At 59.5% G+C, this 25,720-nt stretch carries 26 protein-coding genes; 16 read left to right on the top strand and 10 right to left on the bottom strand.

The window, feature by feature from the left end; translation table 11 throughout:
- Nucleotides 1-25: 25 nt before the first annotated feature.
- Nucleotides 26-940, top strand: coding sequence for a LysR family transcriptional regulator (locus ACT2B1_RS05985; RefSeq protein ID WP_481668762.1), 915 nt, complete (start codon nucleotides 26-28; stop codon nucleotides 938-940).
- Nucleotides 941-944: 4 nt separating this feature from the next.
- On the opposite strand, the gene uraH is transcribed toward ACT2B1_RS05985, so the two are convergent.
- Nucleotides 945-1,301: a hydroxyisourate hydrolase gene (uraH, locus tag ACT2B1_RS05990; RefSeq protein ID WP_171121802.1), complete on the bottom strand. Its 357-nt coding sequence runs from the start codon at nucleotides 1,299-1,301 to the stop codon at nucleotides 945-947.
- Nucleotides 1,302-1,510: 209 nt separating this feature from the next.
- Between uraH and puuE the strand changes: the two genes are divergently transcribed.
- The 3 genes from puuE to ACT2B1_RS06005 all read left to right on the top strand — a co-directional run bounded on the left by puuE (nucleotide 1,511) and on the right by ACT2B1_RS06005 (nucleotide 4,898).
- Nucleotides 1,511-2,929 (top strand): allantoinase PuuE, encoded by a 1,419-nt coding sequence (gene puuE / locus ACT2B1_RS05995; protein WP_171241076.1) that lies wholly within the window; start codon nucleotides 1,511-1,513, stop codon nucleotides 2,927-2,929.
- A complete protein-coding gene (locus ACT2B1_RS06000; protein ID WP_481668763.1) occupies nucleotides 2,926-3,408 on the top strand; it encodes an ureidoglycolate lyase in 483 nt (160 codons plus the stop codon). The genes puuE and ACT2B1_RS06000 overlap by 4 nt, the downstream gene beginning before the upstream one ends.
- A 62-nt stretch (nucleotides 3,409-3,470) precedes the next feature.
- A complete protein-coding gene (locus ACT2B1_RS06005) occupies nucleotides 3,471-4,898 on the top strand; it encodes a nucleobase:cation symporter-2 family protein (protein WP_481668764.1) in 1,428 nt (475 codons plus the stop codon).
- 36 nt (nucleotides 4,899-4,934) lie between these two features.
- Here the strand turns inward: ACT2B1_RS06005 and ACT2B1_RS06010 are convergent, their stop codons facing one another.
- From ACT2B1_RS06010 to ACT2B1_RS06020, 3 genes are all read right to left on the bottom strand, one after another.
- Nucleotides 4,935-5,921 (bottom strand): type I glyceraldehyde-3-phosphate dehydrogenase, encoded by a 987-nt coding sequence (locus ACT2B1_RS06010; protein ID WP_171241079.1) that lies wholly within the window; start codon nucleotides 5,919-5,921, stop codon nucleotides 4,935-4,937.
- A gap of 54 nt (nucleotides 5,922-5,975) precedes the next feature.
- Nucleotides 5,976-6,299, bottom strand: a complete 324-nt coding sequence (locus tag ACT2B1_RS06015) for a hypothetical protein (RefSeq protein ID WP_171121807.1) — start codon at nucleotides 6,297-6,299, stop codon at nucleotides 5,976-5,978.
- Nucleotides 6,300-6,388: 89 nt separating this feature from the next.
- Nucleotides 6,389-7,222 (bottom strand): bifunctional allantoicase/(S)-ureidoglycine aminohydrolase, encoded by an 834-nt coding sequence (locus tag ACT2B1_RS06020; protein ID WP_481668765.1) that lies wholly within the window; start codon nucleotides 7,220-7,222, stop codon nucleotides 6,389-6,391.
- 140 nt (nucleotides 7,223-7,362) lie between these two features.
- Here ACT2B1_RS06020 and ACT2B1_RS06025 point away from each other — a divergent pair, with 140 nt between their 5' ends.
- A complete protein-coding gene (locus ACT2B1_RS06025; protein WP_171121809.1) occupies nucleotides 7,363-7,752 on the top strand; it encodes a hypothetical protein in 390 nt (129 codons plus the stop codon).
- A 7-nt stretch (nucleotides 7,753-7,759) separates the two neighbouring features.
- Here ACT2B1_RS06025 and ACT2B1_RS06030 read toward each other — a convergent pair whose 3' ends face one another.
- Nucleotides 7,760-8,695 (bottom strand): 2-hydroxyacid dehydrogenase, encoded by a 936-nt coding sequence (locus ACT2B1_RS06030; protein ID WP_171241081.1) that lies wholly within the window; start codon nucleotides 8,693-8,695, stop codon nucleotides 7,760-7,762.
- A gap of 241 nt (nucleotides 8,696-8,936) precedes the next feature.
- Between ACT2B1_RS06030 and ACT2B1_RS06035 the strand changes: the two genes are divergently transcribed.
- Genes ACT2B1_RS06035 through ACT2B1_RS06045 form a run of 3 tightly spaced genes read left to right on the top strand, consistent with a single transcriptional unit; the run spans nucleotide 8,937 to nucleotide 11,392 of the window.
- Nucleotides 8,937-9,743 carry a thioesterase family protein gene (locus ACT2B1_RS06035; RefSeq protein ID WP_171121811.1) on the top strand — a complete coding sequence of 269 codons (807 nt, stop codon included), beginning with the start codon at nucleotides 8,937-8,939 and terminating at the stop codon, nucleotides 9,741-9,743.
- Between the two features lie 3 nt (nucleotides 9,744-9,746).
- Nucleotides 9,747-10,463 carry a DUF1007 family protein gene (locus ACT2B1_RS06040; protein WP_371808257.1) on the top strand — a complete coding sequence of 239 codons (717 nt, stop codon included), beginning with the start codon at nucleotides 9,747-9,749 and terminating at the stop codon, nucleotides 10,461-10,463.
- Complete coding sequence (locus tag ACT2B1_RS06045; RefSeq protein WP_171210978.1) at nucleotides 10,448-11,392, top strand: nickel/cobalt transporter; 945 nt, start codon at nucleotides 10,448-10,450, stop codon at nucleotides 11,390-11,392. Before ACT2B1_RS06040 ends, ACT2B1_RS06045 begins: the two co-directional genes overlap by 16 nt.
- Before the next feature lie 5 nt (nucleotides 11,393-11,397).
- On the opposite strand, the gene truA is transcribed toward ACT2B1_RS06045, so the two are convergent.
- Nucleotides 11,398-12,162, bottom strand: coding sequence for a tRNA pseudouridine(38-40) synthase TruA (gene truA, locus ACT2B1_RS06050; RefSeq protein ID WP_481668766.1), 765 nt, complete (start codon nucleotides 12,160-12,162; stop codon nucleotides 11,398-11,400).
- Between the two features lie 107 nt (nucleotides 12,163-12,269).
- Here truA and ACT2B1_RS06055 point away from each other — a divergent pair, with 107 nt between their 5' ends.
- From ACT2B1_RS06055 to ACT2B1_RS06085, 7 genes are all read left to right on the top strand, one after another.
- On the top strand, nucleotides 12,270-13,682 hold the full coding sequence (locus tag ACT2B1_RS06055) for a YcjX family GTP-binding protein (protein ID WP_481668767.1): 1,413 nt from the start codon (nucleotides 12,270-12,272) through the stop codon (nucleotides 13,680-13,682).
- Nucleotides 13,679-14,134, top strand: coding sequence for a GNAT family N-acetyltransferase (locus ACT2B1_RS06060; RefSeq protein WP_171241083.1), 456 nt, complete (start codon nucleotides 13,679-13,681; stop codon nucleotides 14,132-14,134). Before ACT2B1_RS06055 ends, ACT2B1_RS06060 begins: the two co-directional genes overlap by 4 nt.
- Nucleotides 14,127-15,116 (top strand): YcjF family protein, encoded by a 990-nt coding sequence (locus ACT2B1_RS06065; RefSeq protein ID WP_171125735.1) that lies wholly within the window; start codon nucleotides 14,127-14,129, stop codon nucleotides 15,114-15,116. Before ACT2B1_RS06060 ends, ACT2B1_RS06065 begins: the two co-directional genes overlap by 8 nt.
- Before the next feature lie 54 nt (nucleotides 15,117-15,170).
- Complete coding sequence (locus ACT2B1_RS06070) at nucleotides 15,171-15,881, top strand: VIT1/CCC1 transporter family protein (RefSeq protein WP_171125733.1); 711 nt, start codon at nucleotides 15,171-15,173, stop codon at nucleotides 15,879-15,881.
- 238 nt (nucleotides 15,882-16,119) lie between these two features.
- Nucleotides 16,120-19,023, top strand: a complete 2,904-nt coding sequence (gene ileS, locus ACT2B1_RS06075) for an isoleucine--tRNA ligase (RefSeq protein WP_481668768.1) — start codon at nucleotides 16,120-16,122, stop codon at nucleotides 19,021-19,023.
- Between the two features lie 117 nt (nucleotides 19,024-19,140).
- Nucleotides 19,141-19,596, top strand: a complete 456-nt coding sequence (locus tag ACT2B1_RS06080) for a methylated-DNA--[protein]-cysteine S-methyltransferase (RefSeq protein WP_171210971.1) — start codon at nucleotides 19,141-19,143, stop codon at nucleotides 19,594-19,596.
- A gap of 75 nt (nucleotides 19,597-19,671) precedes the next feature.
- Nucleotides 19,672-20,139, top strand: coding sequence for a hypothetical protein (locus ACT2B1_RS06085; RefSeq protein WP_481668769.1), 468 nt, complete (start codon nucleotides 19,672-19,674; stop codon nucleotides 20,137-20,139).
- Here the strand turns inward: ACT2B1_RS06085 and ACT2B1_RS06090 are convergent.
- The 4 genes from ACT2B1_RS06090 to fsa form a co-directional block, all read right to left on the bottom strand.
- Entirely contained in the window at nucleotides 20,124-20,837 is a 714-nt protein-coding gene (locus ACT2B1_RS06090) for a CDP-alcohol phosphatidyltransferase family protein (protein WP_171121821.1), read from the bottom strand. The genes ACT2B1_RS06085 and ACT2B1_RS06090 overlap by 16 nt on opposite strands.
- A 70-nt stretch (nucleotides 20,838-20,907) precedes the next feature.
- The gene (locus ACT2B1_RS06095) at nucleotides 20,908-21,828 is read right to left on the bottom strand and encodes a tyrosine recombinase XerC (protein WP_171125727.1); all 921 of its coding nucleotides are present in this window, start codon (nucleotides 21,826-21,828) and stop codon (nucleotides 20,908-20,910) included.
- The gene (locus tag ACT2B1_RS06100; RefSeq protein WP_171241085.1) at nucleotides 21,825-22,532 is read right to left on the bottom strand and encodes a DUF484 family protein; all 708 of its coding nucleotides are present in this window, start codon (nucleotides 22,530-22,532) and stop codon (nucleotides 21,825-21,827) included. Before ACT2B1_RS06100 ends, ACT2B1_RS06095 begins: the two co-directional genes overlap by 4 nt.
- Nucleotides 22,533-22,729: 197 nt before the next feature.
- Nucleotides 22,730-23,383, bottom strand: a complete 654-nt coding sequence (gene fsa / locus ACT2B1_RS06105; RefSeq protein WP_170332816.1) for a fructose-6-phosphate aldolase — start codon at nucleotides 23,381-23,383, stop codon at nucleotides 22,730-22,732.
- A 59-nt stretch (nucleotides 23,384-23,442) separates the two neighbouring features.
- On the opposite strand from fsa, the gene ACT2B1_RS06110 reads away from it, so the two are divergent.
- Complete coding sequence (locus ACT2B1_RS06110; RefSeq protein ID WP_481669006.1) at nucleotides 23,443-25,668, top strand: primosomal protein N'; 2,226 nt, start codon at nucleotides 23,443-23,445, stop codon at nucleotides 25,666-25,668.
- The last annotated feature ends 52 nt before the right edge of the window (nucleotides 25,669-25,720 follow it).

A 25,720-nucleotide genomic window follows, 5' to 3' on the forward strand; every position in this document is an offset into this window, starting at 1 on the left:
AAACTGTATCAAAAAAAACGATAAGATGTCCTATCTCGACAATATCCGAACCTTCGTCAGGGTCTATGATTTGGGTAGCATGTCCGCCGCAGGGCGCGACCTGCGCATTTCCCCTGCGGTCACCTCGGCGCGGATTTCCCAGCTTGAGGATCATCTGGGTGTCCGCCTGTTCCAGCGCACGACGCGCAACCTCAGCCCGACTGAGCAAGGGCGGGCATTTTATCCCGGCGCGGTGGCAGTTCTGGACGCGGTTGATGAGGCTGAGGCGCAGGTGGTTCATCTGACCGAAGCACCGCGCGGGTCGTTGTTCGTCGCGGCACCGCTGGGTGTAGGGCGCAGGCTGCTTGCCCCACATGTACCTGATTTTCTTGCAGCATACCCCGAGATCGACGTTCGGCTGCGCCTGACGGACCGATCCGTTGACCTGACGACTGAAGGGTTGGATTTAGCGTTTTTCATAGGTCAGCCAGAAGACAGCACTTTGCGCATCCGGAAGATCGCGGATTGTCAGCGCGTCCTGTGTGCTGCCCCGGAATACATAAAACGTCGGGGCATGCCCAAAACCGGATCGGACCTGATTTCGGAAAAGCACGAATGCCTGAACTTGCGGTTTCCGGGTGCTGCTGAATTTCAGTGGCAACTGGGAACACCCGAGGGGGCCAAACGCTTTGCGGTGACCGGTCGGTTTGAATGTGATGATGGGGACGTTCTGACGGACTGGGCCTTGTCAGGGCAAGGTATCGCGATGAAGCCCGTTTTTGAGGTGACGGACCACCTGAAAGCGGGGCGTCTCGTCCCCGTCGCCACAGACACGCCACCGGTTTCCGTCCAGATGGCGTGTCTTTATACGCACCGCAGGCATCAGGACCCTAAGGCGCGGTTGTTTATGGATTTCATGATTGCCCGGATCGGGGACGTTGTCCGCAATTCCGAGGTTTGAGCCCTCAACTGCCGCGATAGGTTGAGTACCCGTAAGGCGACAGTAAAAGCGGCACGTGGTAGTGGGCTTCGGCATCGGACATGCCGAACCGGATGGGAACTTCGTCTAGAAACAGCGGTTCTTCTGCGGACTGACCGGTTGCGCGCAAATAGTCACCGGCGAAGAAAACCAGTTCATACGTACCGGTTGTAAAGTCGTCCTGCGGCAGGATCGGGCTGTTTGTGCGCCCGTCCTCGTTGGTTTTGGTCTCGGCCAGCTTACGGCGATTTCCGTCCGTGATTTCGAACAGCTCAATTTTCAGCCCCTCTGCCGGGCAGCCGCGCGCGGTGTCCAGAACATGGGTTGTCAGATAACCTGCCACGGGAATCTCCTAATTTCTAATCGTCTCATTGGTTTGCTGATGCTTATCACATAAAGCGCACATGTTTTGTTTGACACAGTCTGGTTTGAATTCCGAAACTTTGGGAATGCCGAAAGAAATGGAAACAGCGTTCGGATTGATTTGATAATCATCGCTGCGTTTCTGCGGTAAAGCGTAGGTAATGTGACAAAGACAAGACGGAAGACATCATGCAGCCCCCTCGTTACCCCCGCGACATGATCGGATACGGAGCCAACCCACCAGACGCCAAATGGCCAGGTGGGGCGAAATTGGCGGTTCAGATCGTGCTGAATTATGAAGAGGGCGGAGAGAACTGCGTGCTGCACGGGGACGCCGCGTCCGAGGCATTCCTGTCCGAGATCGTCGGAGCCGCCCAGTGGCCGGGACAGCGCCATTGGAACATGGAGTCGATCTATGAATACGGATCGCGAGCCGGGTTCTGGCGCTTGCACCGGTTGATGAAGGGCTTGCCGATCACTGTCTACGGTGTCGCAACGGCCTTGGCCCGTTCCCCGGATCAGGTTGCAGCGATGAAATCCGCAGGGTGGGAGATCGCGAGCCACGGCCTCAAGTGGGTTGAACATAAGGACATGCCCGAGGGTGAGGAACGCGCCCAGATTGCCGAGGCGATCCGTCTTCATACCGAGGTTGTCGGTGAACGCCCGGTGGGGTGGTACACCGGGCGCTGTTCCGAAAACACCGTGCGGTTGGTCGCCGAAGAAGGCGGCTTTTCCTACGTGGCTGACACATACGCTGACGATCTGCCTTATTGGATGAACGCTGGTGGGCGGGACCAGTTGATCGTCCCCTACACGCTGGATTGCAATGATATGCGTTTTGCCACGCCGCAGGGGTTTAACTCGGGCGATCAGTTTTATGCGTATCTCAAGGACAGTTTCGATGCGCTTTATGCAGAAGGTGAGGCGGGTTCGCCAAAGATGCTGTCGATCGGCCTGCATTGCCGTCTGATCGGTCGTCCGGGCCGGGTCGTGGCCCTGAAGCGGTTCTTGGACTACGCGCAGGGGCATTCGGATGTCTGGTTCGCGACCCGCCAGCAAATCGCCGCGCATTGGGCGGAACAGCATCCCCCTGCCTCACGGCCCAAACCGTCCGAGATGGACCGGGACGCCTTTGTCACAGCCTATGGCGGGATATTCGAACACTCTGCCTGGATCGCTGAACGTGCTTATGATCTGGAACTGGGTCCGGCCCACGACACGGCTGGCGGCTTGCATAATGCGCTGACTCGCATGTTCCGATCCGCATCGGAACCAGAGCGGCTGGACGTCCTGACGGCGCACCCGGACCTCGCAGGTAAGCTGGCGCAGGCCAAGCGATTGACGCAGGAAAGTACGTCCGAGCAGGCATCAGCCGGATTGGACGCGCTAACGGATGCTGAGCGCGACGCTTTTACGAATCTGAACACGCGCTATACGCAGAAATTCGGATTTCCCTTCATCATTGCGGTGCGTGATCACAACAAGGCTTCGATTCTGGACGCATTCCAACGCCGGATTGAACAGGACCGAGACACGGAGTTTGCCGAAGCCTGTCGTCAGGTTGAACGTATTGCCGAGTTCCGGTTGCAAGACGTGCTGCCTTCATGAAGCGGATCGCGGCAACCCCTCTGACGCACGCCGCGTTCGCGCCTTTTGGGGATGTGATCGAAGTCGCAGGCGACCCGGACAAGATCATCAATCAGGGTCAATGCGGCCGGTTCCATGACCGTGCTGAGATGGATTTTTCGGATGGCCGTGCAGGGATCAGCCTGTTTAACGCCAACCCGCGTGCCCTGCCATATCAGCTTGATATGGTAGAGCGGCATCCTGATGGCAGCCAAGCCTTTATCCCCATGACCCATCAGCCTTTTCTGGTCATCGTTGCCCTGGACGAGAACGGTAAGCCGGGCGAGCCGGTGGCGTTCATTACCACTCCGGGGCAGGCGGTGAACTATCACAGGGGCACGTGGCATGGCGTTCTAACACCACTGCACGGCCCCGGCCTGTTCGCGGTTGTCGATCGGATCGGCACAGGCACCAACCTTGAGGAATTTTGGTTCGACACGCTCTACGAAGTCATGTCGTGACCGTTGAAGCCGCAGGATAAGCGGCAAGACCCCCGTGAACCTGACAGAGAGGACAGTAACTCATGGCTGACACTTCCATAGGGACCCCCGAACAGCTTCGGGACCCGAACTATACTCCGGCTTTGCATAAGGCGGTTCCGCTGGGCATCCAGCACGTCTTGGCGATGTTCGTATCCAACGTCACGCCCGCGATCATCGTGGCAGGGGCGGCCGGGTTCGGATTTGGGTCCAACTCACCGGACTTTCCTGAGTTGCTGTACCTGATCCAGATGTCGATGCTGTTTGCCGGCGTCGCGACGCTGCTGCAGACAGTAACGCTCGGGCCGGTCGGTGCCGCTTTGCCCATCGTGCAAGGCACCAGTTTTGCCTTTCTGCCCATCATGATTCCACTGGTCGCGGGTAAAGGCGTCGATGGCCTGGCGGCCTTGTTCGGTGGGGTGATCGTCGGCGGTTTTTTCCATGCTTTGTTGGGGACTGTGATCGGAAAAATCCGCTTTGCGCTGCCGCCTCTGGTGACCGGGCTGGTGGTCACAATGATCGGTCTGGCACTGGTCAAGGTCGGCATTCAATACGCGGCAGGAGGTGTTCCGGCCATCGGGACGCCTGAATATGGGTCGGCCCTGAACTGGTCGGCGGCTCTGGTCGTGATCATCGTCACGCTGGCGCTAAAGTTCTTCACGCGCGGGATGCTCTCTGTCTCGGCTGTTTTGATTGGCCTAGTTGCTGGCTATGGGTACGCCCTGATGGTTGGAATGGTCACGTTCGAAGCGATTGGCACAAGTTGGGATCGCGCGGCTTCCTTTGCGTTGCCGGTGCCGTTCAAATACGGGTTCGAGTTCTCGTTCGCGGTGATCATCGGTTTCTGCCTGATGGCCTTTGTGTCGGCGATTGAAACCGTGGGCGATGTGTCCGGTGTCACCAAGGGTGGGGCAGGGCGCGAAGCCACTGACAAGGAAATCGCCGGGGCCACCTATGCGGACGGTTTCGGGTCAGCCTTGGCTGGTGTGTTTGGTGGCTTGCCAAATACCTCCTTCAGCCAGAATGTCGGGCTGATCGCCATGACCGGTGTGATGAGCCGCAACGTGGTTACGATTGGCGCGCTGTTGCTGATCCTGTGCGGTCTTGTTCCAAAGGTCGGGGCGATCATCCGTACCGTTCCCATCGAAGTCCTGGGTGGTGGTGTGATTGTGATGTTTGGGATGGTCGTCGCAGCCGGTGTTTCGATGCTGTCAGATGTGGACTGGAACCGGCGCAACATGGTGATCTTTGCAATCTCGCTGTCGATCGGGTTTGGCTTACAGCTCGAGCCCAATGCGGTTCAGCACCTGCCTGACACGTTGGGCATCCTGATGAAAAGCGGCCTGTTGCCTGCAGCACTGATCGCTATCGTTTTGAACCTGATCCTGCCGCACGAACTGGCAGATGAGGCGACCGAAGAAGTCTCGGGCGGAATGTCCGGGCATGGATCGGGCAGCCTGCCGGGCGAATAGCCAAAAGAAGGCGGATTGCAGTGTTCTGCGGTCCGCTTACCCTCGGGCCATTAACCGCGCCACGTCCAGCATCCGGGCTGAAAAGCCCCATTCGTTGTCATACCATCCGAAAACGCGAACCTGACACTCACCGATCTGGCGTGTTTCGGGGCCTGCGATAACCAGAGACTCGGGGCGCGTGCGCAGGTCGGACGAGACCAACGGTTCGTCCGTCCAACCCAATACTGGCGAGGACGACACTGCCGCGCGCAATTCCTTATCGAACGCCTTGGGTGTCATACCTCGTTCCAGTGTCACAACCAGATCAACCGCTGAAACACTGGCTGTCGGAACCCGAACAGCGGCCCCGGAAATGCGCCCTGCGAGGTGGGGCAGAACCTCATCAATCAGATGCGTGGCACTTGTGGTGGTCGGCACCATCGACAACGCTCCCGCGCGAGAACGGGCCAGATCACCGCGCGGCGCGTCGACCATCGGCTGGCTGTTGGTATAGCAGTGGATGGTGGTCATATGCGCCGAGGCCACGCCCCCAATTCGATCCAGAACCTTGACCAAGGGCGCAAGCCCGTTGGTCGTGCAGGATGCGTTTGAAACAATCCGCGCGGCACCCAGTTGATCTTCGTTCGCGCCTAGAACAATCGTGATTTCGGTTGCGGGGGACGGGCCAGAGATCAGCACCTTGCTGGCCCCAGCAGTCAGACCCTGGCTGGCCACATCCGACGTTCTGGCAACACCGGTGCAGTCCATCAGGACATCAACGCCGGTCAAGTCCACCTGTGACAAGTCCGAACTATGCGTGACCGGGATTGCGCGCCCGTCTACCACCAGTTCCGCGTCACCTTGCGCGACCGTACCGGTGTAGGGGCCAAACGTGCTGTCGTATTTGAACAGATAAGCGCAGGTCTCAAGCGGTGCGATATCGTTGATCAGCACCAGCTCAACGTCGTTGTCCTGCGGCTGTGCCAGAAGCTGCCGCAGGATCGTGCGGCCGATCCGACCGAATCCGTTAATCGCGAGTTTCATGCGCAAGCTATGGCAGTGCGTTGCGCTGACCTCAATGCCCGTTTGGTGCCGGGGTCAGTTGCAGCTGACTTGCGAGAAGAACTGCCCCGAGATGTTTTGATACATGCTGCCAACAATTGGTCTGCATCCCGTGGCCTGCTGAATCGCGGTTGCGGCCTGAAGCGTCCGCAGGCGCGGCGGCGGGCCAAAGGGATTCAGATTGTTGTTGTCCCGCGTCGCGCGGTACACGACCGGCGCATCCGACACCTGCGTCACCGCCCAAGTGCGGCTCATGACGAAAACCTGTTTGGTTTCTTCCTTGGCTACAACAGGGGTTGCCTGAAAAGCAGTCAGGCCAACTGTTGCCGCCAGTGCCAGCATTGATCCGCGCAGTACCATTGAACAATCTCCAGTGCTAAAAACAGGTGTTATTTCACCAGATTCAAGCGCTTCTGTGAAGCCCTGCGCGGGAAAAAGCCGATTTGCCGTCAACGCTTGGTTAACGACAGCGGCATGTGCCGGTTTACGTCCTTGTAAAGCAGATAGCGAAATCTGCCCGGCCCACCGGCGTAACAGGCCTGAGGGCAGAACGCGCGCAGCCACATATAGTCGCCCGCCTCGACCTCGACCCAGTCCTGATTCAACCGATAGACGGCTTTGCCTTCTAACACATACAGGCCATGTTCCATGACGTGTGTTTCGGCAAACGGGATGACGCCGCCGGGTTCGAACGTCACGATGTTGACGTGCATGTCATGGCGCAAGTCCTGAGGGTCCGCGAACCGGGTGGTCGCCCAGCGCCCGTCGGTTCCGGGCATGGGGATCGGCGCAACGTCGCGCTCGTTCGTGATGATCGGGTCGGGGGCTGGCAGGCCGGGGACCGCTTCATAGGCTTTGCGAACCCAGTGAAAACGCGCGGTTTCATCGGCACGGTTGTGCAGGGTCCAGTCCGATCCGGCCGGAATATAAGCGTATCCTCCGGTTTCAAGGACGTGGACAGCCCCGTCCAAGGTCAACGCCACGGCCCCTTCGACCACGAACAGAACACCTTGTGCGTTTGCGTCTGTCTCGGGCTGGTCGCTGCCGCCGCCCGGCTGAACCTCCATGATGTACTGAGAGAACGTCTCGGCAAATCCGCTCAGGGGGCGGGACAGGACCCAAAGGCGGGTGTTTTCCCAGAACGGCAAATTGCTGGTTACGATATCCCGCATCGTGCCCTTGGGGATCACGGCATATGCGTCGGTGAACATGGCGCGGTCAGTCAAAAGCTGATCCTGCCCCGGGTGACCCCCGGTTGGCGCATAGTATGTTGGCTGTGCCATTTCGTGCCTCTAACTCGTGTTTCGGGCACTATGCTGGGATTGCACTTTCGCCTCTAGCGGCAGAGTCGCGATAGGTTTGTTCGGATTTATTTGAAGGTCGCAAGAGGACTTGGCCGCCCATTGCAGGCGGTATAGTCTGAATGACGAAGTCATTTTTGAAAGGCGAGGTATTCATGAAACCTCTGGCGGTCACGGCATTTGTTTTTGCAGCTATGGTGGGTTTTGGAACAGGCGGTCACGCCAAGCCCTTGTCGAGAATCATTGCTGAAATGGGCCTAAGCCCAGCGGACTTCAACGTGGTGAACGCGACAGCGGATTCGATGCTGGAAAATGGCGCGCCTCTGGTCGGAACGGAACGCAATTGGACCAGTCAGGATTCGGGGTCAAAAGGAACCATTCGTGTGCGCGATGTGCGGGACAATTGTGTGCATTTCCAACACTTGATCCAGCCTGAAGGCACCGAGCAGGTGCGCGAGGTCAGAACTCGCAGATGTCAGGACGCTGGTGGCGCCTGGATTCTGACCCCCTGACCAACGATCAATACCCCCGCGCGCGGTCCACTTCGTGCAGCAGGGGTTTTCCGTCGGTCAGACGCTGAAAATTCTCGGCCACATCCCCAAGGGCCTCGCCCAGATGCCAACCCGAAACATGCGGGGTGATCATCACGTTCGGGTGAGCCCAGAGAGGGCTTTGCGATGGCAGCGGTTCAGTGGACGTGACATCAAGAACAGCGTGCCCCAATGTGCCCTTGTCCAAAGCCGAGATTAGCGCTGTTTCGTCTATCAGATCCCCACGTCCAGCATTCAGCAGTTGACTGCCCGGCTTCATGGCCGCCAGCATTTCGGCATCGAACAATCCGATGGTCTGCGGGGTCGACGGCAGGATCGCGCAGACATGGTCGCATTGGCCCAATAGGTCGGGCAAGGCTGCGTCCCCGTGCACGCAAGTCACCCCGTCAAGTTGTTTGGGTGATCGGCTCCAGCCCATGACGTTGAACCCAATCGCACGCAGCATCAGGGCGCTGCGTGCACCGATATGTCCCAAACCCAGAACGCCGACGGTTTTCTCGGGAGTATAGCCCGGTGCCTTGGGCAGCCACTCCGCCTTGCGCTGGGCTGTTTCGTAGAAAGAAACGTTTCTTTGGCGATGCAGGATGTAGGTCACGAACCACTCGGCAATGCCTTGTGCAGGGGCATCCGGTTTCAGGCGCGCCACCCGAACGCGATCGGGCAGGTTTGGATTGTTGATGATCGTTTCAACCCCTGCACCCAATTTCTGAACCAGTTTCAGATTGGGAAGTTGCGTTGGGTGTGTATCGTTCAAGCCGACGACGGCAATCATCGTTATGTCGGCGGGGTCGCCGATGGTGTCTGGCGTCCTGACGTCCATACCGGGGCGCAAGCGCTTAATTTCACGAACTATGTCGCCATCACTCATCCAGTCGGAAAGTCCTGTTTCGATCAGCAAGGCCATTTTGCGCTCCGTAGTTTTTATTCCAGGTGTGGTGACGTTCTGACCACCAACCGGACGGTGTACTGGCAGCTAATTCATTCTCTTCGGGAACGTAAAGACTGGTCTCGGGGTTTGAGCAGAAATTTTCTTCGCACTTTGTGCAAACTCAGTGCTTGGCTGGTGGGCCGTATGCGATACACAGATGTCAGGCCGCCCGGACCGGCTGGAGAATTGTTTTTGGGGAAAAGGTATAGACAAGAACATGAGCGGCAACCCTGATCTGAACCAGCAGTCGTTTTTTCACATTCGTTCAGATGGGGCATTTGTCGGCAACGAAGCTGCGCGCGGTCCCTGGTCGCCAGATCATTGTCATGCCGGGCCAGTCACGGGTCTTGTTGCGCGGGCCGCTGAAACCGAAGTCGGCCCGGAAAAGATGCTGACCCGCTTGACCATCGACATGCTGCGCCCGATGCCCTTGGCGGGGTTGCGCGTGGCGGCGGAAACCACGCGCCATACCAAGACGATGGCAACGACCCGGGTCACCGTGCATGATTTGGACGATACGCTTTGTGCCACTGCAACGACCATGCATCTGGTTCGTCGAAATCTCGGGCCTGTCCCAAATGTAGCTGTACCTCCGCCCCAACTTGAAGGTGCGGTTATCGGCCCTTTCCCGATAGGCGAGACACGTCACAACCTTGGCGGCTTTGCCAACCACACCGAGATTCTGTATCCCAAGGGCGTCAGTTTTGGACCCGGGCCCAAGGCGATTTGGATGCGCGCGCCGTCCTTGTTGTCTGATGAGGTCCAGTCGCCGATTCAGGCGCTGTGTCCTTTGGCCGATTGCGCCAACGGCTTATCATGGAATGCGCCCACGACCGAAATGGGGTTTATGAACACGGACCTGACCGTGCAAATTCACCGCGAACCGGTATCAGATTGGCTGGCGTCCGATTCAATTTGCCACTGGCAGCCGTCTGGAATCGGCCTGTCTCAGGCGGTGCTTTATGACACCGAAGGTCCGATCGGTGCGGCGTTGCAGACGCTGGTTCTGTTCCCGCAGCCCTGATTGATGGCCGAAAACCGCGCTCATGCTACGAAACGCATTGCCGGGCGCAGATGGTCATCCTATCTTTCGCATATGCGTTGGTTTTTGACCCTTTTGGCCTGTTGTGCCCCGATTCCGGCCCTGACTCACCCTCATGTCTTTATCGACACGGGGTTAGAGTTCATCGTGGATGAAACCGGAAACCTGACACATGTCCGCGTCACATGGGCCTATGATGAATTCTATTCGCTTCTGATCCTTGAAGACATGAAGCTGGATCAGGACGCGGACGGCATACTGACCCCAGCAGAAGAAGGTTTTCTTGCAGGGTTTGATGCGCAATGGGTCGAAGGATACAACGGCGATCTTTTGGTTTGGGCGGATGGGAAGCCAGTTGCCCTGTCTGGCCCGGCAGAGGCGTCTGCCAGGACTGAGGATGGTCGCATCGTCACAACTCATCTGAGGGCGGTCGAGGATGCGGCGGCACCGGCGGCGAACCTGACGGCCAAAGCTTTTGATGAAACGTATTACACCGCATACGAAGTAACGCGACCCGTTACCGTTTCCGGGCCGCATTCATGCCAGATTGACCGGATCGAGCCGGATATTGACGGGCAGTTGGCCCAGATGCAGGCGTTTTTGCGCACATTGGACGCCGACTATGATCTTGAGGAAAACGATATCCCGCTTGTCGGCGAAAACTTTGCGACCGAGATCCGTATTTCATGTCCAAATACCTGATTGTACCGGTCGCTCTGGCCATTGGATTGCTGCTTTGGTTCTGGGGCAGCGGAGGCTTCGATCAGCTTGCGGCTTGGGCGGCTGGCGAACAGCGCGCTTTCCAGAACCAGATCGCTCGCTCTTTAAGGGCCGCCCGAGCCGAGCAGCCCGAGGCGGTTGCGACATTGCTAACCGTTTGTTTCGCCTATGGGTTTTTCCATGCTATTGGTCCGGGGCATGGCAAGGTGTTGATCGGGGGGTACGGCTTGGGGCGCCGCGTTGCGTTCTGGCGCTTGTCGGCAATCAGCGTTTTGTCGAGCTTGGGACAGGCTGTAACCGCGATCGTGCTTGTCTATGCGGGTGTTCTGGTGTTCCAGATGTCACGGGAAAGCCTTGTGGGGACGACCGAACAGGTCATGGCACCTATAAGCTATGGCGCCATTGCAGCAATCGGGCTGTGGCTGGTTTTCCGAGCCTTGCGGAGCTTTGCAAGGCGGCACAAGTCCCAAACAGCCCATCACGATCACCATCATCACAACCATGGCGACCACCATCACGACCATCATCACCATGAAGGCGAAGTCTGTTCGGATTGTGGCCACCGCCACGGCCCCACCGCCGAGGAAGTTGCTAATGTCGGTAGCTTACGCGAGGCGTTGATTCTAATCGCGGGTATCGCGGCGCGCCCCTGCACTGGCGCGTTGTTTGTGCTGATCCTGACGTGGCAGATGGGCATCGCGATGGTGGGGATTGCGGGTGCGTTTGCAATGGCATTGGGAACGGCGATGGTCACGACTCTGGTCGGTTGGACCTCTTTGGGGCTACGCGGTGGTTTGCTGGCCTCGGCCTCGGCAACGCGGTTCGCACAAGTGCTGGCCCCGACCATCGAACTGGTTGCTGGGCTGATGATTGCCGTGATTGCCAGCGGGCTGTTGCTGCGCGCTATCTGACCGTATCAAAAAACTGGCTGGGGATAACCGACCTGCGCCAGATAGAGCCCTTGCGGAGGGCATACCGGGCCACAAGCCGCACGGTCAGCCGCTTGCAGCGCGGCACGCACATCTTCGGGCGTCCAAGCGCCCGCGCCAACACGTTCCAGCGTGCCGACAAAGCTGCGCACCTGATTGTGCAGGAAAGACCGGGCGCGGACGTGAAAGTGGATTTCGGGGCCGGAAAAACCCTGATCCTGTTCAACGCGCAATTCGTCCAGAGTTTTGACCGGGCTGGCAGCCTGACAGATCGAGGATCGAAACGTCGTAAAGTCATGTCGGCCGATCAGCATGTCTGCGCCTGCTTGCATGGCGTCCACATCCAGCATGTGGTTGATCTGCCAGACCTGCCCCGCGTCGTGGGTTGCGGGCGCGCGGCGCATCAGAATGCGGAACAGGTACTGCCGCTCCACCGCGGAAAACCGGGCGTGCCAGTCATCCTCGACATGTGCGGCTTTCACGATCGCTACAGGCTGCGGTTTCAAGTGATAATTCAACGCCTCTGACAGGCGGAACGGATCCCATTCCTTAGCCATGTCGCAATGGGCAACCTGTCCCAGCGCGTGCACCCCTGCATCCGTTCGACCGGCTGCAGCAATCGTATGCGCGCCGGGCTGGATACGCGACAACGCCTGTTCGATCGCCCCCTGAACGGAAGGCAACTCTTTCTGCCGTTGCCACCCGGCGAACGGCTCTCCTTGGTATTCGACTTTCAGTGCGTATCTTGGCATGGGCTGCTGGTAACGTCCTGCAACGCAACGGGCAAGGGTGGGAAAGCGCTGGTATGTCGGGTCCTCGCTGCCTATTTTGAAAGAAACGAAAACAGCGGGGCGACAATTTGGTCATCTCTTCCCTGTCAGACAGTCTGGTGCGCGGGTTTGAAACTGTCGGCGACAGCGTGTCCGAAGCCCTGTTCGAGCCGGTCATCCGTCTGGGCGTTACAGGACTGGCGCGATCTGGAAAAACGGTGTTTATCACCTCGCTTGTCGCCAATTTGCAGGACCGTGGCCGCATGACTGGTCTTGTGGCCCAGCGTGAGGGGCGGATTAACGCCGCCTATCTTCAGCCGCAGCCCGACGACACGGTGCCCCGGTTCGACTATGAAAACCATCTGGCGGCCCTGACCGGACCGCGACCTCATTGGCCGGACAGCACCCGCGCCGTGTCGGAACTGCGCTTGTCGTTCAAAGTGCGTCCCGCTGGTTTGCTGTCGGGGTTGCAAGGGCCGCGGACGGTTCATCTGGATATCGTTGACTATCCGGGTGAGTGGCTTTTGGACTTGGCTCTGTTGGACAAGTCTTATGAGGAGTGGTCGGCCGAGACATTGAACCGCATAGCAGGGCGCGCCGAGGCTGACGCGTTTCTGACGTTGGCCAAGGCCGCAGAGCCCAGAGCGGATCATGACGAATCCACCGCGCAGTCGTTGGCCAAAGCGTTTTCAGATTACCTGAACGCGGCGCGGGATGCAGGATACTATGACTGCACGCCCGGGCGGTTCCTGTTGCCCGGTGATTTGTCGGGCTCTCCGGTTCTGACCTTTGCGCCCGTGCCGGTCGAGGGAAAGCCCCATCGGCGCAGCCTACATCACGAGATGGCGCGCCGGTACGCGGCCTATAAATCTCAGGTCGTGAAGCCGTTCTTTCGCGACCATTTTTCCCGAATTGACCGACAGGTCGTGTTGGTCGATGCGTTGGGCGCAATTCACAAGGGGCCGCAGGCGGTCGAAGACATGCGCCGTGCCATGGCCGATATCCTGTCCGCGTTCCGACCGGGCCGCAATGCGTGGTTGAGCCAATTGCTTGTGGGCAAACGGGTCGAGCGTATCCTTTTTGCGGCGACCAAGGCCGATCACCTGCATCATCTGCAGCACCCCCGCCTGACCAACATCATGGAGGCCTTAACGCGCGACGCCCGCGACCGGGCGAACTTTGCCGGAGCGCAAACGGCGGCCTTGTCACTGGCGGCGCTGCGCGCGACAACCGAAGAAATCCGGTCCCATCAGGGGGCAGACCTTCCTTGCGTGCGCGGTACTCTGCCTGATGGCAAGCACGCGGCTTTCTATCCTGGTGAGTTGCCCGAAGACCCTGCCCGCCTGTTGGGGCCGGCCCGCGACGGGGCAGGCGCATGGCTGGACGCCGATTATGGTTTCATGGCGTTTGAGCCTGCCCAACTGACATTGCGGCCGGGCGACGGCCCACCCCATATCAGGTTGGACCGGGCGGCGCAGTTTCTGATAGGAGACCGAATATGACCGTGATCCTTCGTCCGGCCCGTAGCACAGACGCCGGGGCGACCGGTGAAATCCTGCACGGTTTCGCACGCGAGCATGACTGGATGCCGGAACTGCACTCGCGCGCCGAGACCATAGCCTTTTGCGGTCGGATGATTGATCAGGACTGGGTGACTGTGGCGGAAACCGATGACAGCGTCGTGGGATTTCTGGCTTTGAACCAATGCGAAGTTCATTCCCTGTACCTTGCACCCAAGGCCCGCGGGCGCGGCATCGGGCAGCGCCTGCTGGACCACGCCAAGTCTATGCGGTCAGAACTGTCCCTGTTCGCCTTTCAGTCAAACCACCGGGCCTGCCAATTTTATGAACGCAACGGATTTGCCGAAGTCGCCCGAAGCGACGGAGCGGACAACGACGAACACCTGCCGGACATCAAATACGTCTGGAAGCGAAGCGAGGCTGCTGATGGCTAAAGGTCCCGTTGTTTTCGATCTCGATGCCGAAGAGCCCTCGGTTGACGTGTCCGCTGCGCCGCCGGTGCCGGATGTCGCGCCAGTGCAAGGGCAGGCCATGCAAACGGCGGTCAGGTTGGCGGCCAGAAAGCCCTCGGTCTTGTCCCGGTGGTTTTGGGGGCTGGCAACGGCAGCAGTTGGTGCCGTCGTTTCCATAGCCGCGTGGGATTTTGTCACTTCACTGGTGCTACGCGCGCCTGTTCTGGGATGGATCGTAACCGGTCTGTTTGGCGCGCTGGCTCTGGTCGCGCTGCTTATTGCCCTGCGCGAGTTGGCCGCGATTGGGCGGTTGTCTCGTATTGACGGCCTGCGCCGGGCCGCTGACGAGGCGCTGGCCGATGAAGACTTGAAAAAGGCCCGCGACGTTACCCAAAAACTGATCAATTTCTACAAAGGCCGCGACGATACGAAATGGGGGCGTGACCGATTGAACGAACGTATGGCCGAGCAATTCGACGCCTCGGGCTTGTTTGAACTGGCCGAAGATGAATTGCTTGTCCCACTCGATGCGGCCGCCAGCCGCGAGGTCGAAGCCGCGGCGCGTCAGGTCGCAACCGTGACGGCTCTGGTCCCGCTGGCTTTGGCGGACGTTGTGACGGCGCTGGCAGCGTCGCTTAGGATGATCCGGCGCATTGCTGAAATCTATGGCGGACGTTCCGGGTTTCTGGGGGGGTGGCGGCTGACGCGTGCCGTATTCGTGCATTTGGTGGCCACTGGCGCCGTGGCGGTTGGCGACGATCTGCTAGAGCCGGTTTTGGGTGGCTCGGTCCTTAGCAAACTGTCCCGCCGATTTGGCGAAGGGTTGGTGAACGGAGCCCTGAGCGCCCGCGTCGGTGTTGCCGCAATGGATGTCTGCCGTCCTTTGCCGTTCTCGGACCGTCATAAACCGTCGACGCGCACGATGATCAAGCGGGCTTTGACAGGTTTGTTCACCAAGACTTGACCTAACGCAAAGATTTCCTGTCTGCTGGTCCGCATTAAAGCGCCGGAGCCAGCCATGACCGAGCACGGACACAGCCAGCAGGAAATTTCCGAGAGGATCAATGCCCCTCCGGGCCGCGGCGTGCTGCGTGATGTTGTCTATGGCGGTATTGACGGTTCGGTCACGACATTTGCGATCATTGCCGGCGTGGCTGGGGCGGGTTTGTCACCGTTTGTCATTGTTGTTCTGGGATTGGCCAATGTTCTGGCCGACGGGTTTTCCATGGCAGCAGGGAACTATTCGGGTACCAAGGCCGAACTGGACAACATCCGCCGTATTCGGGCCATCGAAGAACGTCATATTGACCTTTATCCCGATGGAGAACGTCGCGAGGTCCGCGAAATTCTTGCCCAGAAAGGCTTGTCCGGGCGCGTGCTGGACGAGGCGACCGATGCGATCACGGACAACCACGAAAACTGGATAAACCTAATGATCGAGGGCGAATATGGCCTCGGAACCGTTGATCCAAACCCGTTCAAGGCTGCGATGGCCACGTTCATGGCCTTTTTGGTTGCAGGGATGATTCCGCTCTTGCCGTTTTTACTGTCGGTCGAGAACGCGTTCACGGTGTCTGTCTGGATGACGATGGGTGTGTTCTTTGCGATAGGCGCGTTGAAAAGCCGATGGTCGCTGGCCCCTTGGTGGCGGTCAGGGATGGAAACGCTGCTGATTGGTGGTGCAGCCGCGTTGATCGCGTATCTGGTGGGGTCGTTATTCCACCCATAACGGGGGCTTGTGTATCGACGGGCAATGGAACCCGCGCCATTCGCCGCAGGGGGCGGAACCTCTGGACCATCCGAAGCGGGCGTCCTATAAGCGCGGCCATGTATGACCAGATGGCCATCATTATTCGAATTATATCCCCGGCGCTCTGATATCCTGAGACGCCGGGCAAAGGTGTTTGAGACCTCGCACCGACCGCTTCGATCCATACGACGAACAGATGATCCAAAGGACGCCCCCAATGTGCGCCGAAACACCTGATTACAAAGATACGCTGAACCTGCCCAAAACCGATTTCCCCATGCGCGCCGGATTGCCCAAGCGCGAACCCGCATGGTTGGAACGGTGGGAGAAAATCGGCGTTTACGACCGCCTGCGTGAAAAACAGGGCCGCACGCCCTTTACTCTGCATGATGGCCCCCCCTATGCGAACGGCCACCTGCATATCGGTCACGCGTTGAACAAGACCATCAAGGACATGATCGTGCGGTCCCATCAGATGATGGGTTTCGACGCGCGTTACGTGCCGGGCTGGGACTGCCACGGTCTGCCGATCGAATGGAAGATCGAGGAGCAGTACCGCAAGAAGGGCAAGAACAAGGACGAAGTGAACGTCGTCGATTTCCGTCAGGAATGCCGCAAGTTCGCCGAGGGCTGGATCGACATCCAGCGGGACGAGTTCAAGCGTCTTGGCATCACCGGCAACTGGGCCGATCCCTATATCACTATGGACTATCACGCCGAGGCCGTGATCGCCGATGAGTTCATGAAGTTCCTGATGAACGGCACTCTGTATCAGGGGTCCAAGCCCGTGATGTGGTCGCCCATCGAAAAGACCGCGCTGGCCGAGGCCGAGGTTGAGTATCACGACAAGGAAAGCTTCACCATCTGGGTGAAGTTCAAGGTCGTGAATGCGGGCGATCTGGATGATGCGTGTGTCGTGATCTGGACCACGACCCCTTGGACCATGCCGTCGAACAAGGCGGTCGTGTATGGCAAGGACATCTCCTACGGACTGTACGAAGTCACCGGCGCGCCGGACGAATGCTGGGCCAGTGTGGGAGACAAGTTCCTGCTGGCCGACAATCTGGCCGCCGATGTGCTGGGTCGTGCGCGTCTGAACGACGACCAGTGGACTCGCGTCCGTGACGTGACCACGGATGAGCTGGCAGGTGTGCAACTGACGCACCCGTTGGCCGGGGCGGAGGGCGGCAATGGCGAATGGGACGACATCCGCGATTTCCGCGCGGCTGAGTTCGTGACCGATACCGAAGGGACCGGTTTCGTCCACTGTGCGCCGTCGCATGGGATGGAGGAGTTCGAGCTTTATCGCGATCTGGGCATGCTTGAGCAGGTCATCACTTATAACGTTATGGACGACGGCTCTTTCCGTGCTGACCTGCCGTTCTTTGGTGGCAAATACATCCTGTCCCGCAAGGGCGGTGAGGGTGACGCGAACAAAGCGGTCATCGACAAGCTGGTCGAGGTCGGAGGGCTGCTGGCGCGGGGCAAGATCAAGCACAGCTATCCGCATTCGTGGCGCTCGAAAGCTCCGATCATCTATCGGAACACGCCGCAGTGGTTTGCATCCGTCGACCGCAAACTGGACGACGGCATGGGCGAGATGGGGGATACCATCCGTGAACGCGCCCTGCGCTCCATCGACGAACTGGTGAAGTGGACGCCGCAGACTGGTCGCAACCGTCTGTATTCGATGATCGAGGCGCGCCCGGATTGGGTTCTGTCCCGCCAGCGCGCCTGGGGTGTGCCGCTGACGTGTTTCACAAAGAAGGGCGCTCTGCCCACCGACGCGGATTACCTGCTGCGCAATGCTGATCTGAACGCGCGCATCAAAGCGGCGTTCGAGGAAAATGGCGCGGATATTTGGTATACCGACGGGTTCAAGGAACAGATGCTGGACGGCATCGCCAACCCCGACGACTATGATCAGGTGTTTGACGTGCTGGACGTGTGGTTCGATAGTGGCTCGACCCACGCTTTCGTTCTGCGCGATCGTGAGGACGGGACCGAGGACGGCATTGCTGACGTCTATATGGAAGGCACCGACCAACACCGCGGGTGGTTCCATTCGTCCATGCTGCAGGCTTGCGGCACCAAGGGCCGCGCGCCCTACCGGAACGTGGTGACCCATGGCTTTACGCTGGATGCCAAAGGCAACAAGATGTCCAAATCACTGGGCAATACCATCGTGCCGGAAGAGGTCATCAAGCAATACGGTGCCGATATCCTGCGTCTGTGGGTGGCCCAGACCGACTATACCGCCGACCAGCGGATCGGGCCGGAGATCCTGAAAGGCACCGCCGACAGCTATCGCCGTCTGCGCAACACGACGCGCTTTATGCTGGGATCGCTGGCGGATTTCACCGAAGCCGACCGGGTCGCGCCCGAAGACATGCCGCGTCTGGAGCGTTGGGTTCTGAGCCGTCTGGCCGACCTGGATGAACAGGTGTGCAAAGGCTATGCCGCGTTCGATTTCCAGGGTGTGTTTAGCGCCGTGTTCACCTTTGCCACGGTTGATCTGTCCTCGTTCTATTTCGACGTGCGCAAGGATGCGCTCTATTGCGACGGCGACAACCTGCGCCGCCGCGCTGCGCGGACTGTTCTGGACATCCTATTCCACCGTCTGACTACATGGTTGGCCCCGGTTCTGGTCTTCACCATGGAAGAGGTCTGGCTGGAGCGGTTCCCGGGCGATGACAGCTCGGTTCATCTGGTGGACTTCCCTGACACGCCAGCCGACTGGCGCGATGCTGATCTTGAATCCAGCATGGCCAAAATCCGCCGCGTCCGCCGCGCCGTGACTGCCGCGCTGGAGGTTCAGCGCCAAGAGAAAGTCATCGGTTCCAGCCTTGAGGCCGCGCCGATTGTGTATGTTGAAGACACCGAGGTTCGTGACCTGCTGGCGACTTTCGACGTGGATGATCTGTGCATCACCTCGGGCCTGACCGTTACCGGCGATCCAGCCCCGGCCGAGGCATTTCGCGTGCCCGAGATCGAGGGGGTCGCGGTGGTGTTTGAAAAAGCCGAGGGTGAAAAGTGCCAACGCTGCTGGAAAATCCTGCCGGATGTGGGGCGCCATGCGCATGACGGCGTGTGCGGACGCTGTAACGAGGCATTGGGATAAGTTTCGGGATTTTGCGAGGCTCTGCCTCGCGCTCCGAAGTATTTTTGAACAGAAGAAGCAAGGGGCGCGACCTGATTGGGGTTGCGCCCTTTGTCAAAACGCTGTCAGCATTTCGCTATGCCGATGATTGCTGTTGAAACTCAATTTGGATGCCTCGGGGTCGAGGAGGCGGACGGGGCGATTACGCGTCTGGTTTGGAATGGGCGAAGCGCGGGCGAGGCGACGCCAGTGCTGAAGGAGGCAGCGGCGCAACTGAAGGCTTATGATCAAGGGCGATTGGAGCGGTTTGATCTGCCCTATCGTATTGCGGGATCCGAGTTCCAGCGGCAGGTCTGTGATCTGATGTTTGCGATACCCTTGGGTGAGACCAGAACTTATGGCGAGATCGCGAAAGAGTTGGGGCAACCACCGCAACCGGTTGGACAAGCCTGCGGTGCGAATCCGATTCCGGTGATCATCCCCTGTCATCGTGTGCTGGCGGCAAACGGGCTTGGTGGGTTCTCAGGTGAGGGTGGAGTTGAGACCAAGGTCGCTTTGCTGCGCCATGAACGGGCCGCCGGTTTGCTGATCTAAGGGACGGATTTCTGTTGCAATCCCGGTGCTTGAGGCCCAACTTGTATCAGATAGAGATTCAAAGGACCGAATGGTATGGCTGCTCAATCAGACTCGGCTGCCCGCAAGAAGGCAATTATCGACCGCCTGATGTCGCTGGAAGCGCAGGAACTTGCGACTGCGCAGGCGCATTATGACGCGTTTCTGAAAGATTCGCAGTTGGACGACCGTGAAGGGCACGACAAGGATGATATTGCGGCATCGCGAGAGAATGCGGACTTGGCCGCGGCTTTTGACGCGCCGGTGCATGCCCATCATGCCAAGATTGATGTGATCGAAAATACCGATTTCAGCGTGACGGATACGGTGCAACCCGGCGCTGTTGTCAAATTCAACAACCGTCGTTTCGTGGTGTGTGTCTCAACCACTCGTTTTGATGTCGATGGCAAGACTTATATGGGGATTTCGACCCAAAGCCCGATTTATCTGGCAATGGCCGGGCTTCAGCAGGGCGATGTGTTCACCCATAACGGGACTGAATTCGAGGTTCAGGAAGTCTTGTAGTCTCGACTTCTGCGCGGCGGGACCACCTGCTGCGCAATGCCTGCTGAGACCAGATATAAACTTGTTACGACCAGCCCCCAGTGCGCCCAGCTTTCGGGGTGGAAGTCTACCCATGCGGCCCAGCCGGCAAAAAACGTCCACGCAAAGGCCATTGGCAGGGTCACGCCGCGCCAGCGCTCGGTCCTGACGGGGTGTACGAATTTGAGCGGCAGGAACATGGCCAGTGACAGCAGCGAAACCATGAGAAGGATGACCCAGAAATTGGGTTCGAGCGCGAAGATTACGATGACGAACATGTTCCAGCAGCCGGGGAAGCCGGAGAACGAATTGTCCTTGGTCTTCATCCGCGTATCTGCAAAATACATGGCGCTGGCAAAGGTTATGACAATGATCGCGAACCAGCCGGTCCAGCCGTCCATCAGACCGGATTTGAACAGGGCAAAGGCCGGGATGAATACGTAAGTCAGGTAGTCGATGATCAAATCCAGCAGCACGCCGTCGAACTCGGGGGCGTTTTTCTTGACGTGGTAGTGACGTGCCAGTGGGCCGTCGATGCCATCGACGATGAAGGACACCACAAGCCACAGATACATCAGGCTCCATTTTTCTTCGACGGCGGCCAACATGGCCAACATTGCGAAAACGGCACCGGTCGCAGTGAACAGATGGACGGAGAGAGCTTTGAATCTGAGTGTCATGCGCGTGTCATGTACGATGCGTGGACAAGATGCAAAGCAAAACGCCCCATTTGTTGAAATTGCATTTGTGTCAGGCTTTGGGATGCGTGCGGTCGTAGACTTCCATCAACCGGGCGGTGTCAACTGCCGTATAGGTCTGTGTGGTCGATAACGAGGCGTGCCCCAGCAATTCCTGTATTGCCCGGAGATCGCCGCCCGCTGACAGCAGGTGGGTTGCGAAGCTGTGGCGCAGCGCATGAGGGGTAGCGGTCGCGGGCAGGCCCAGTTGTTGGCGGGCCTTGGCCATGACCGCCTGAATGGCGCGCGGGTTCAGTGCCCCGCCGCGCACGCCACGAAACAGCGGCTTGTCTTTGGCGCGCGGATGGGGGCAGAGCGTCAGGTAACGATCAACGGCGGCGCGGGCGGCGGGCAGGACTGGGACGATGCGTTCCTTATTGCCTTTGCCGACGATCCGCAGGGATTGCGGCAAGGGCGCATCTGCGCCGGTTAGTGAAAGCGCCTCGGATATCCGCAGCCCGCAGCCATAAAGCAATGTCACCACGGCGACGTCGCGGGCCGAAACCCAATCATTGGTCGATTGCAGGTCAACCGTTTCTATCAGGGCGCGCGCAGCGTCTTCGGCGACTGGGCGCGGGAGTTTCTTGGTGAATTTGGGCGCGCGGGTTGACAGGACTGCGGTCGGTTCGAAGCCTTCCCGCTCGGCCAGCCAACGGTAGAAGCTTTTTACCGCCGACAATTTTCGTGCCAGAGATCGCGCGCCGACACCAGAACCGCGTTGATCCGCCATCCAGGCCCGCATGTCCGACACACTGATACGTGCCAGTGCCGTCAGCCCCTGAGGCTGATTATGGTGCAGGGTCATGAAGGACAGGAATTCGGTCACGTCGCTGCGATAGGCGGCCTGAGTGTTTTCTGAACGCCCTGAGAGCGCCACGAGACCCTCCAGCCAGTGCTGCAACGCGTCGCGGCAGGCTGGAGAGATCAGGCTCATGACAGCCAGTTGCGCATGGACCGTTCAAAAACACCGGCGAAGAATGTCAGCAGATCGGTGCCCAGTTGTGGCGAGAAATGGTTTGGGTCCTTGGCGCTCATGATGATCATGCCGGGTAGTCGGCCTTCGCCCAAATCCAGCCTCAGACATGCCTCGGATCGCAGGTGGTCGGCTTGTTCGCCAAAAATGCGGTGCGTGGGATGAATGATCTCACGCAGGACCACTTCGCGGGCAGGGCCGCTGCGATCGAAGGTTAGGTAATTGTCGACAAAGCCGGGTTCAACGACAGTGAGAACGCCCCCCAGCTTTTCGATTGCCGGGTCTTGCTGGACCACGGTGGTTTCCAAAATCAAGGTGATGCGATCAACGCGCAATATCTCGGCGACTTCGGTGCCAAGCGCCTTGAGAAAATCCTCGAAATCCACTGGCTCCAGAAGGCGCAGGATGGCGCGGTGAACCTGATTGGTGCCTGCCAGATTTTCATAGGCTGCGGCGATAACAGACCTGTGCGTGTCCTCAAGCCTGTCCAGTCGGGCCTCAAGCCTTTGCATGGCAATGCCGCGCAGGTCGATGATGTTGTCTCCGCGCGCTTCCTCGTTGGCGGCGACGAGGGCCTGCATCAGGTCCTTGTCATCCAGCACGGCGTAAGGCTCGGCCAGAATCGCCTCGCGGAGAGTGTCCTTGAGTTTGGTGCTACTGCTCATGTCCTGTCCGGTCGTTTTTTATGTTTTGCCGCGTTATAACACGGCTTGGCGAATTTGCCTTGGGAAAAATGCCAACGTGACCGGATTTCGTGTGTTTGGGGAGAGAGCTCCCGCCTGCCGGGTCCTGATCAAAGATCAGGTCCAAGGCAGTTGGGCCGGGCGCGGCGCCTGTCGGCACCGCGCGGTCGCGCAAAGGATCAGAGGATTTTCTGACCGGTTTTAGCCCAGTCAGCAAGGAATGTTTCAAGGCCCTTGTCGGTCAGCGGGTGATCCGCCAACTTCTTGATCACGCCCGGAGGCGCGGTAATCACGTCGGCACCGATGCGGGCGCTGTCGGTCACGTGGTTCACCGTGCGGATCGAGGCAGCGAGGATTTCGGTCTCAAACCCGTAATTGTCATAGATCTGGCGGATATCCGCGATCAGGTCCATGCCATCAAGGTTGATATCGTCCAGACGTCCAATGAAGGGCGAGATGAAGGTTGCGCCCGCTTTGGCGGCCAGCAGCGCCTGATTGGCCGAAAAGCAGAGGGTCACGTTGACCATCTGGCCTTCGTCGCTGAGGGTTTTGCAGGTTTTCAGGCCGGCCCAGGTCAACGGAACCTTGACGGCGATGTTGGGGGCAATCTTGGCCAGCTTGCGGCCTTCGGCGATCATGTCGTCGGCCTCGGTGGCGACAACTTCGGCGGATACCGGGCCGTCGACCAGATCACAGATCTCTTTGGTGACTTCCAGAATATCGCGGCCCGATTTCAGGATCAGCGAGGGGTTGGTGGTCACACCGTCCACCATGCCCAGATCGTTCAGTTCGGCGATGGCGTCGATCTCGGCTGTGTCTACGAAGAATTTCATGAGGGCAGTCCTTTGATGGGTTGGCCTTGGTCGCGGATGCCTTTACCCCAATAACACCGATGCTGAAACCCCCGACCCGAGGAGATGCGGTGAGCGCGCAGGAGTATTTCGACCACGGTGAGCTGGTGGCGGTTTTGACCACGCAGCCCTTGGACCGGACGCTGGATTACAAAGCGCCCGAGGGCGGGTGTTTTCTGGGTGCGTTTGTCGAAGTGCCTTTAGGCCCGCGCAAGGTTCTGGGTGTGGTCTGGGGACCGGGGCAGGGCGGATTTGATCTGGCCAAGGCGCGATCGGTGATCCGGGTGCTTGAGGTTGCGCCGATGCGCGAAGAGATGCGGCTGTTTCTGGGCAAGGTGGCCGATTATACGCTGACGCCGATGCCCGCGATGTTGCGGCTGGCAACCCGCGCGCCGGGGCTGGGCGATCCGCCGTCGATGCGCAAGGTGTATCGGTTGGGCAGTGCAGAGCCCGACCGCATGACCGATGCGCGGTCCCGCGTGTTGGAGGTGCTGCGGGAATACGGTGGCTTGGCTTTTACCCTGAAGGAACTGGCCGAGCAGGCGGGGGTCACGTCCTCGGTCGTCAAAGGGCTGGTCAAGCAAGGCGCTGTGCGCGAGGAGGACAGCCCGCGTGATCTGCCCTATCCGCGTTTGGACCCTGACCTGCCGGGCAAGCAACTGACCGGGGATCAGGCGGCGGCGGTGGCGCGGTTGCAGGCCGGGCAGCGGACCGGGGATTATGGGACCACGCTGCTGAAAGGTGTGACCGGCTCAGGCAAGACCGAGGTCTATCTGGAAGCCGTGGCTGAGGCGTTGCGCTTGGGGCGGCAAGCGCTGGTTCTGCTGCCCGAGATCGCTCTGACAGCCGAATTCCTGACGCGGGTTGAGGCGCGTTTTGGAGCGCGCCCGGCGGAATGGCATTCGGGCGCGACAATGACCGAGCGTCGCCGTGTTTGGCGGATGGTTGGGCAGTGGGAGGCGCAATTGGTCGTCGGCGCGCGCTCGGCCTTGTTTCTGCCGTTCCGCGATCTGGGGCTGGTGGTGGTCGATGAGGAACACGATACGTCCTACAAACAAGAAGATGGCGTGCATTACAGCGCGCGGGATATGGCAGTGCTTCGCGCGTCGATCTGTGGCGCACAGGTGATTCTGGCCAGCGCGACGCCCTCGCTGGAAAGCTGGGCCAATGCCGAGGCCGGGAAGTATGAGCGGGTGGACCTGACAGCGCGCTTTGGATCGGCGGTGCTGCCCGAGATGAAGCCCATCGACATGCGGGCCGAACAGATGCAGCCGGGGACATGGATTTCGCCGTCGCTGCGGCAGGCGGTGCGACAGCGGATCGAACGCGGGGAACAGTCGCTGTTGTTCATCAACCGCCGCGGCTATGCGCCAGTGACGCTGTGCCGCGCGTGTGGCGAGCAGATTGCCTGTGACCATTGCGATGCGCGGATGGTCGAACACCGGTTTCTCAAGCGCCTGATGTGCCATCAATGTGGCGAGACGAAGCCGATGCCCGATACCTGCCCGTCCTGCGGGGTCGAAGGCAAGCTGGCTCCGGTCGGCCCCGGGATCGAACGTCTGGCGGAAGAGGCCGAGGCGACCTTCCCTGAGGCCAAGATCGCCATGCTCAGTTCCGACCTGTTCGGCTCGGCCCGCGCGCTGAAAGCGAAGATCGAGGAGATTGCGGAAGGCGATGCCGATATCGTCATCGGCACGCAGCTGGTGGCCAAGGGGCACAATTTCCCCAAGCTGACGCTGGTGGGGGTGATTGATGCGGACCTGTCGCTGCACGGGGCCGACCTGCGGGCAGCGGAGCGCACATTCCAGCTTATGCGGCAGGTTGCAGGCCGGGCGGGACGGGCGGACAAGCCGGGGCAGGCGCTGCTGCAGACGTTTCAGCCCGAACACCCGGTGATCCGCGCCATTCTGGCGGGCGATGAGGAAGGGTTCTGGAAGGCCGAGGCCGCTGGGCGTCAGGCCGCAGGTGTCCCGCCCTATGGGCGCATGGCCGGCATTGTGCTGTCAGGCCCCGAGGTTGGGCCGGTCTTTGACATCGGAAACGCGATGGCGCGCAACGATGCGCCTTTGCGCGCAATAGGCGCGCAAGTCTTTGGCCCTGCACCAGCCCCCATTGCGCGCATCAGGGGGCGGCATCGCATTCGCCTGCTGGTCAAGGCGCCCAAGGGCGCGCCGATTCAGGATGCTATCGCCCGGTGGATAGCGCCGTTGCGTCTAAAGGGGGATATCCGCCTGACTGTCGACATCGACCCCCAGAGTTTTTACTGACTTCTGCATTCGTGCAGGTCGGTTGTGCATCTGCCCCCTCGCCAAACGCTCA

It is taken from the genome of Ruegeria sp. S263, assembly GCF_056780525.1.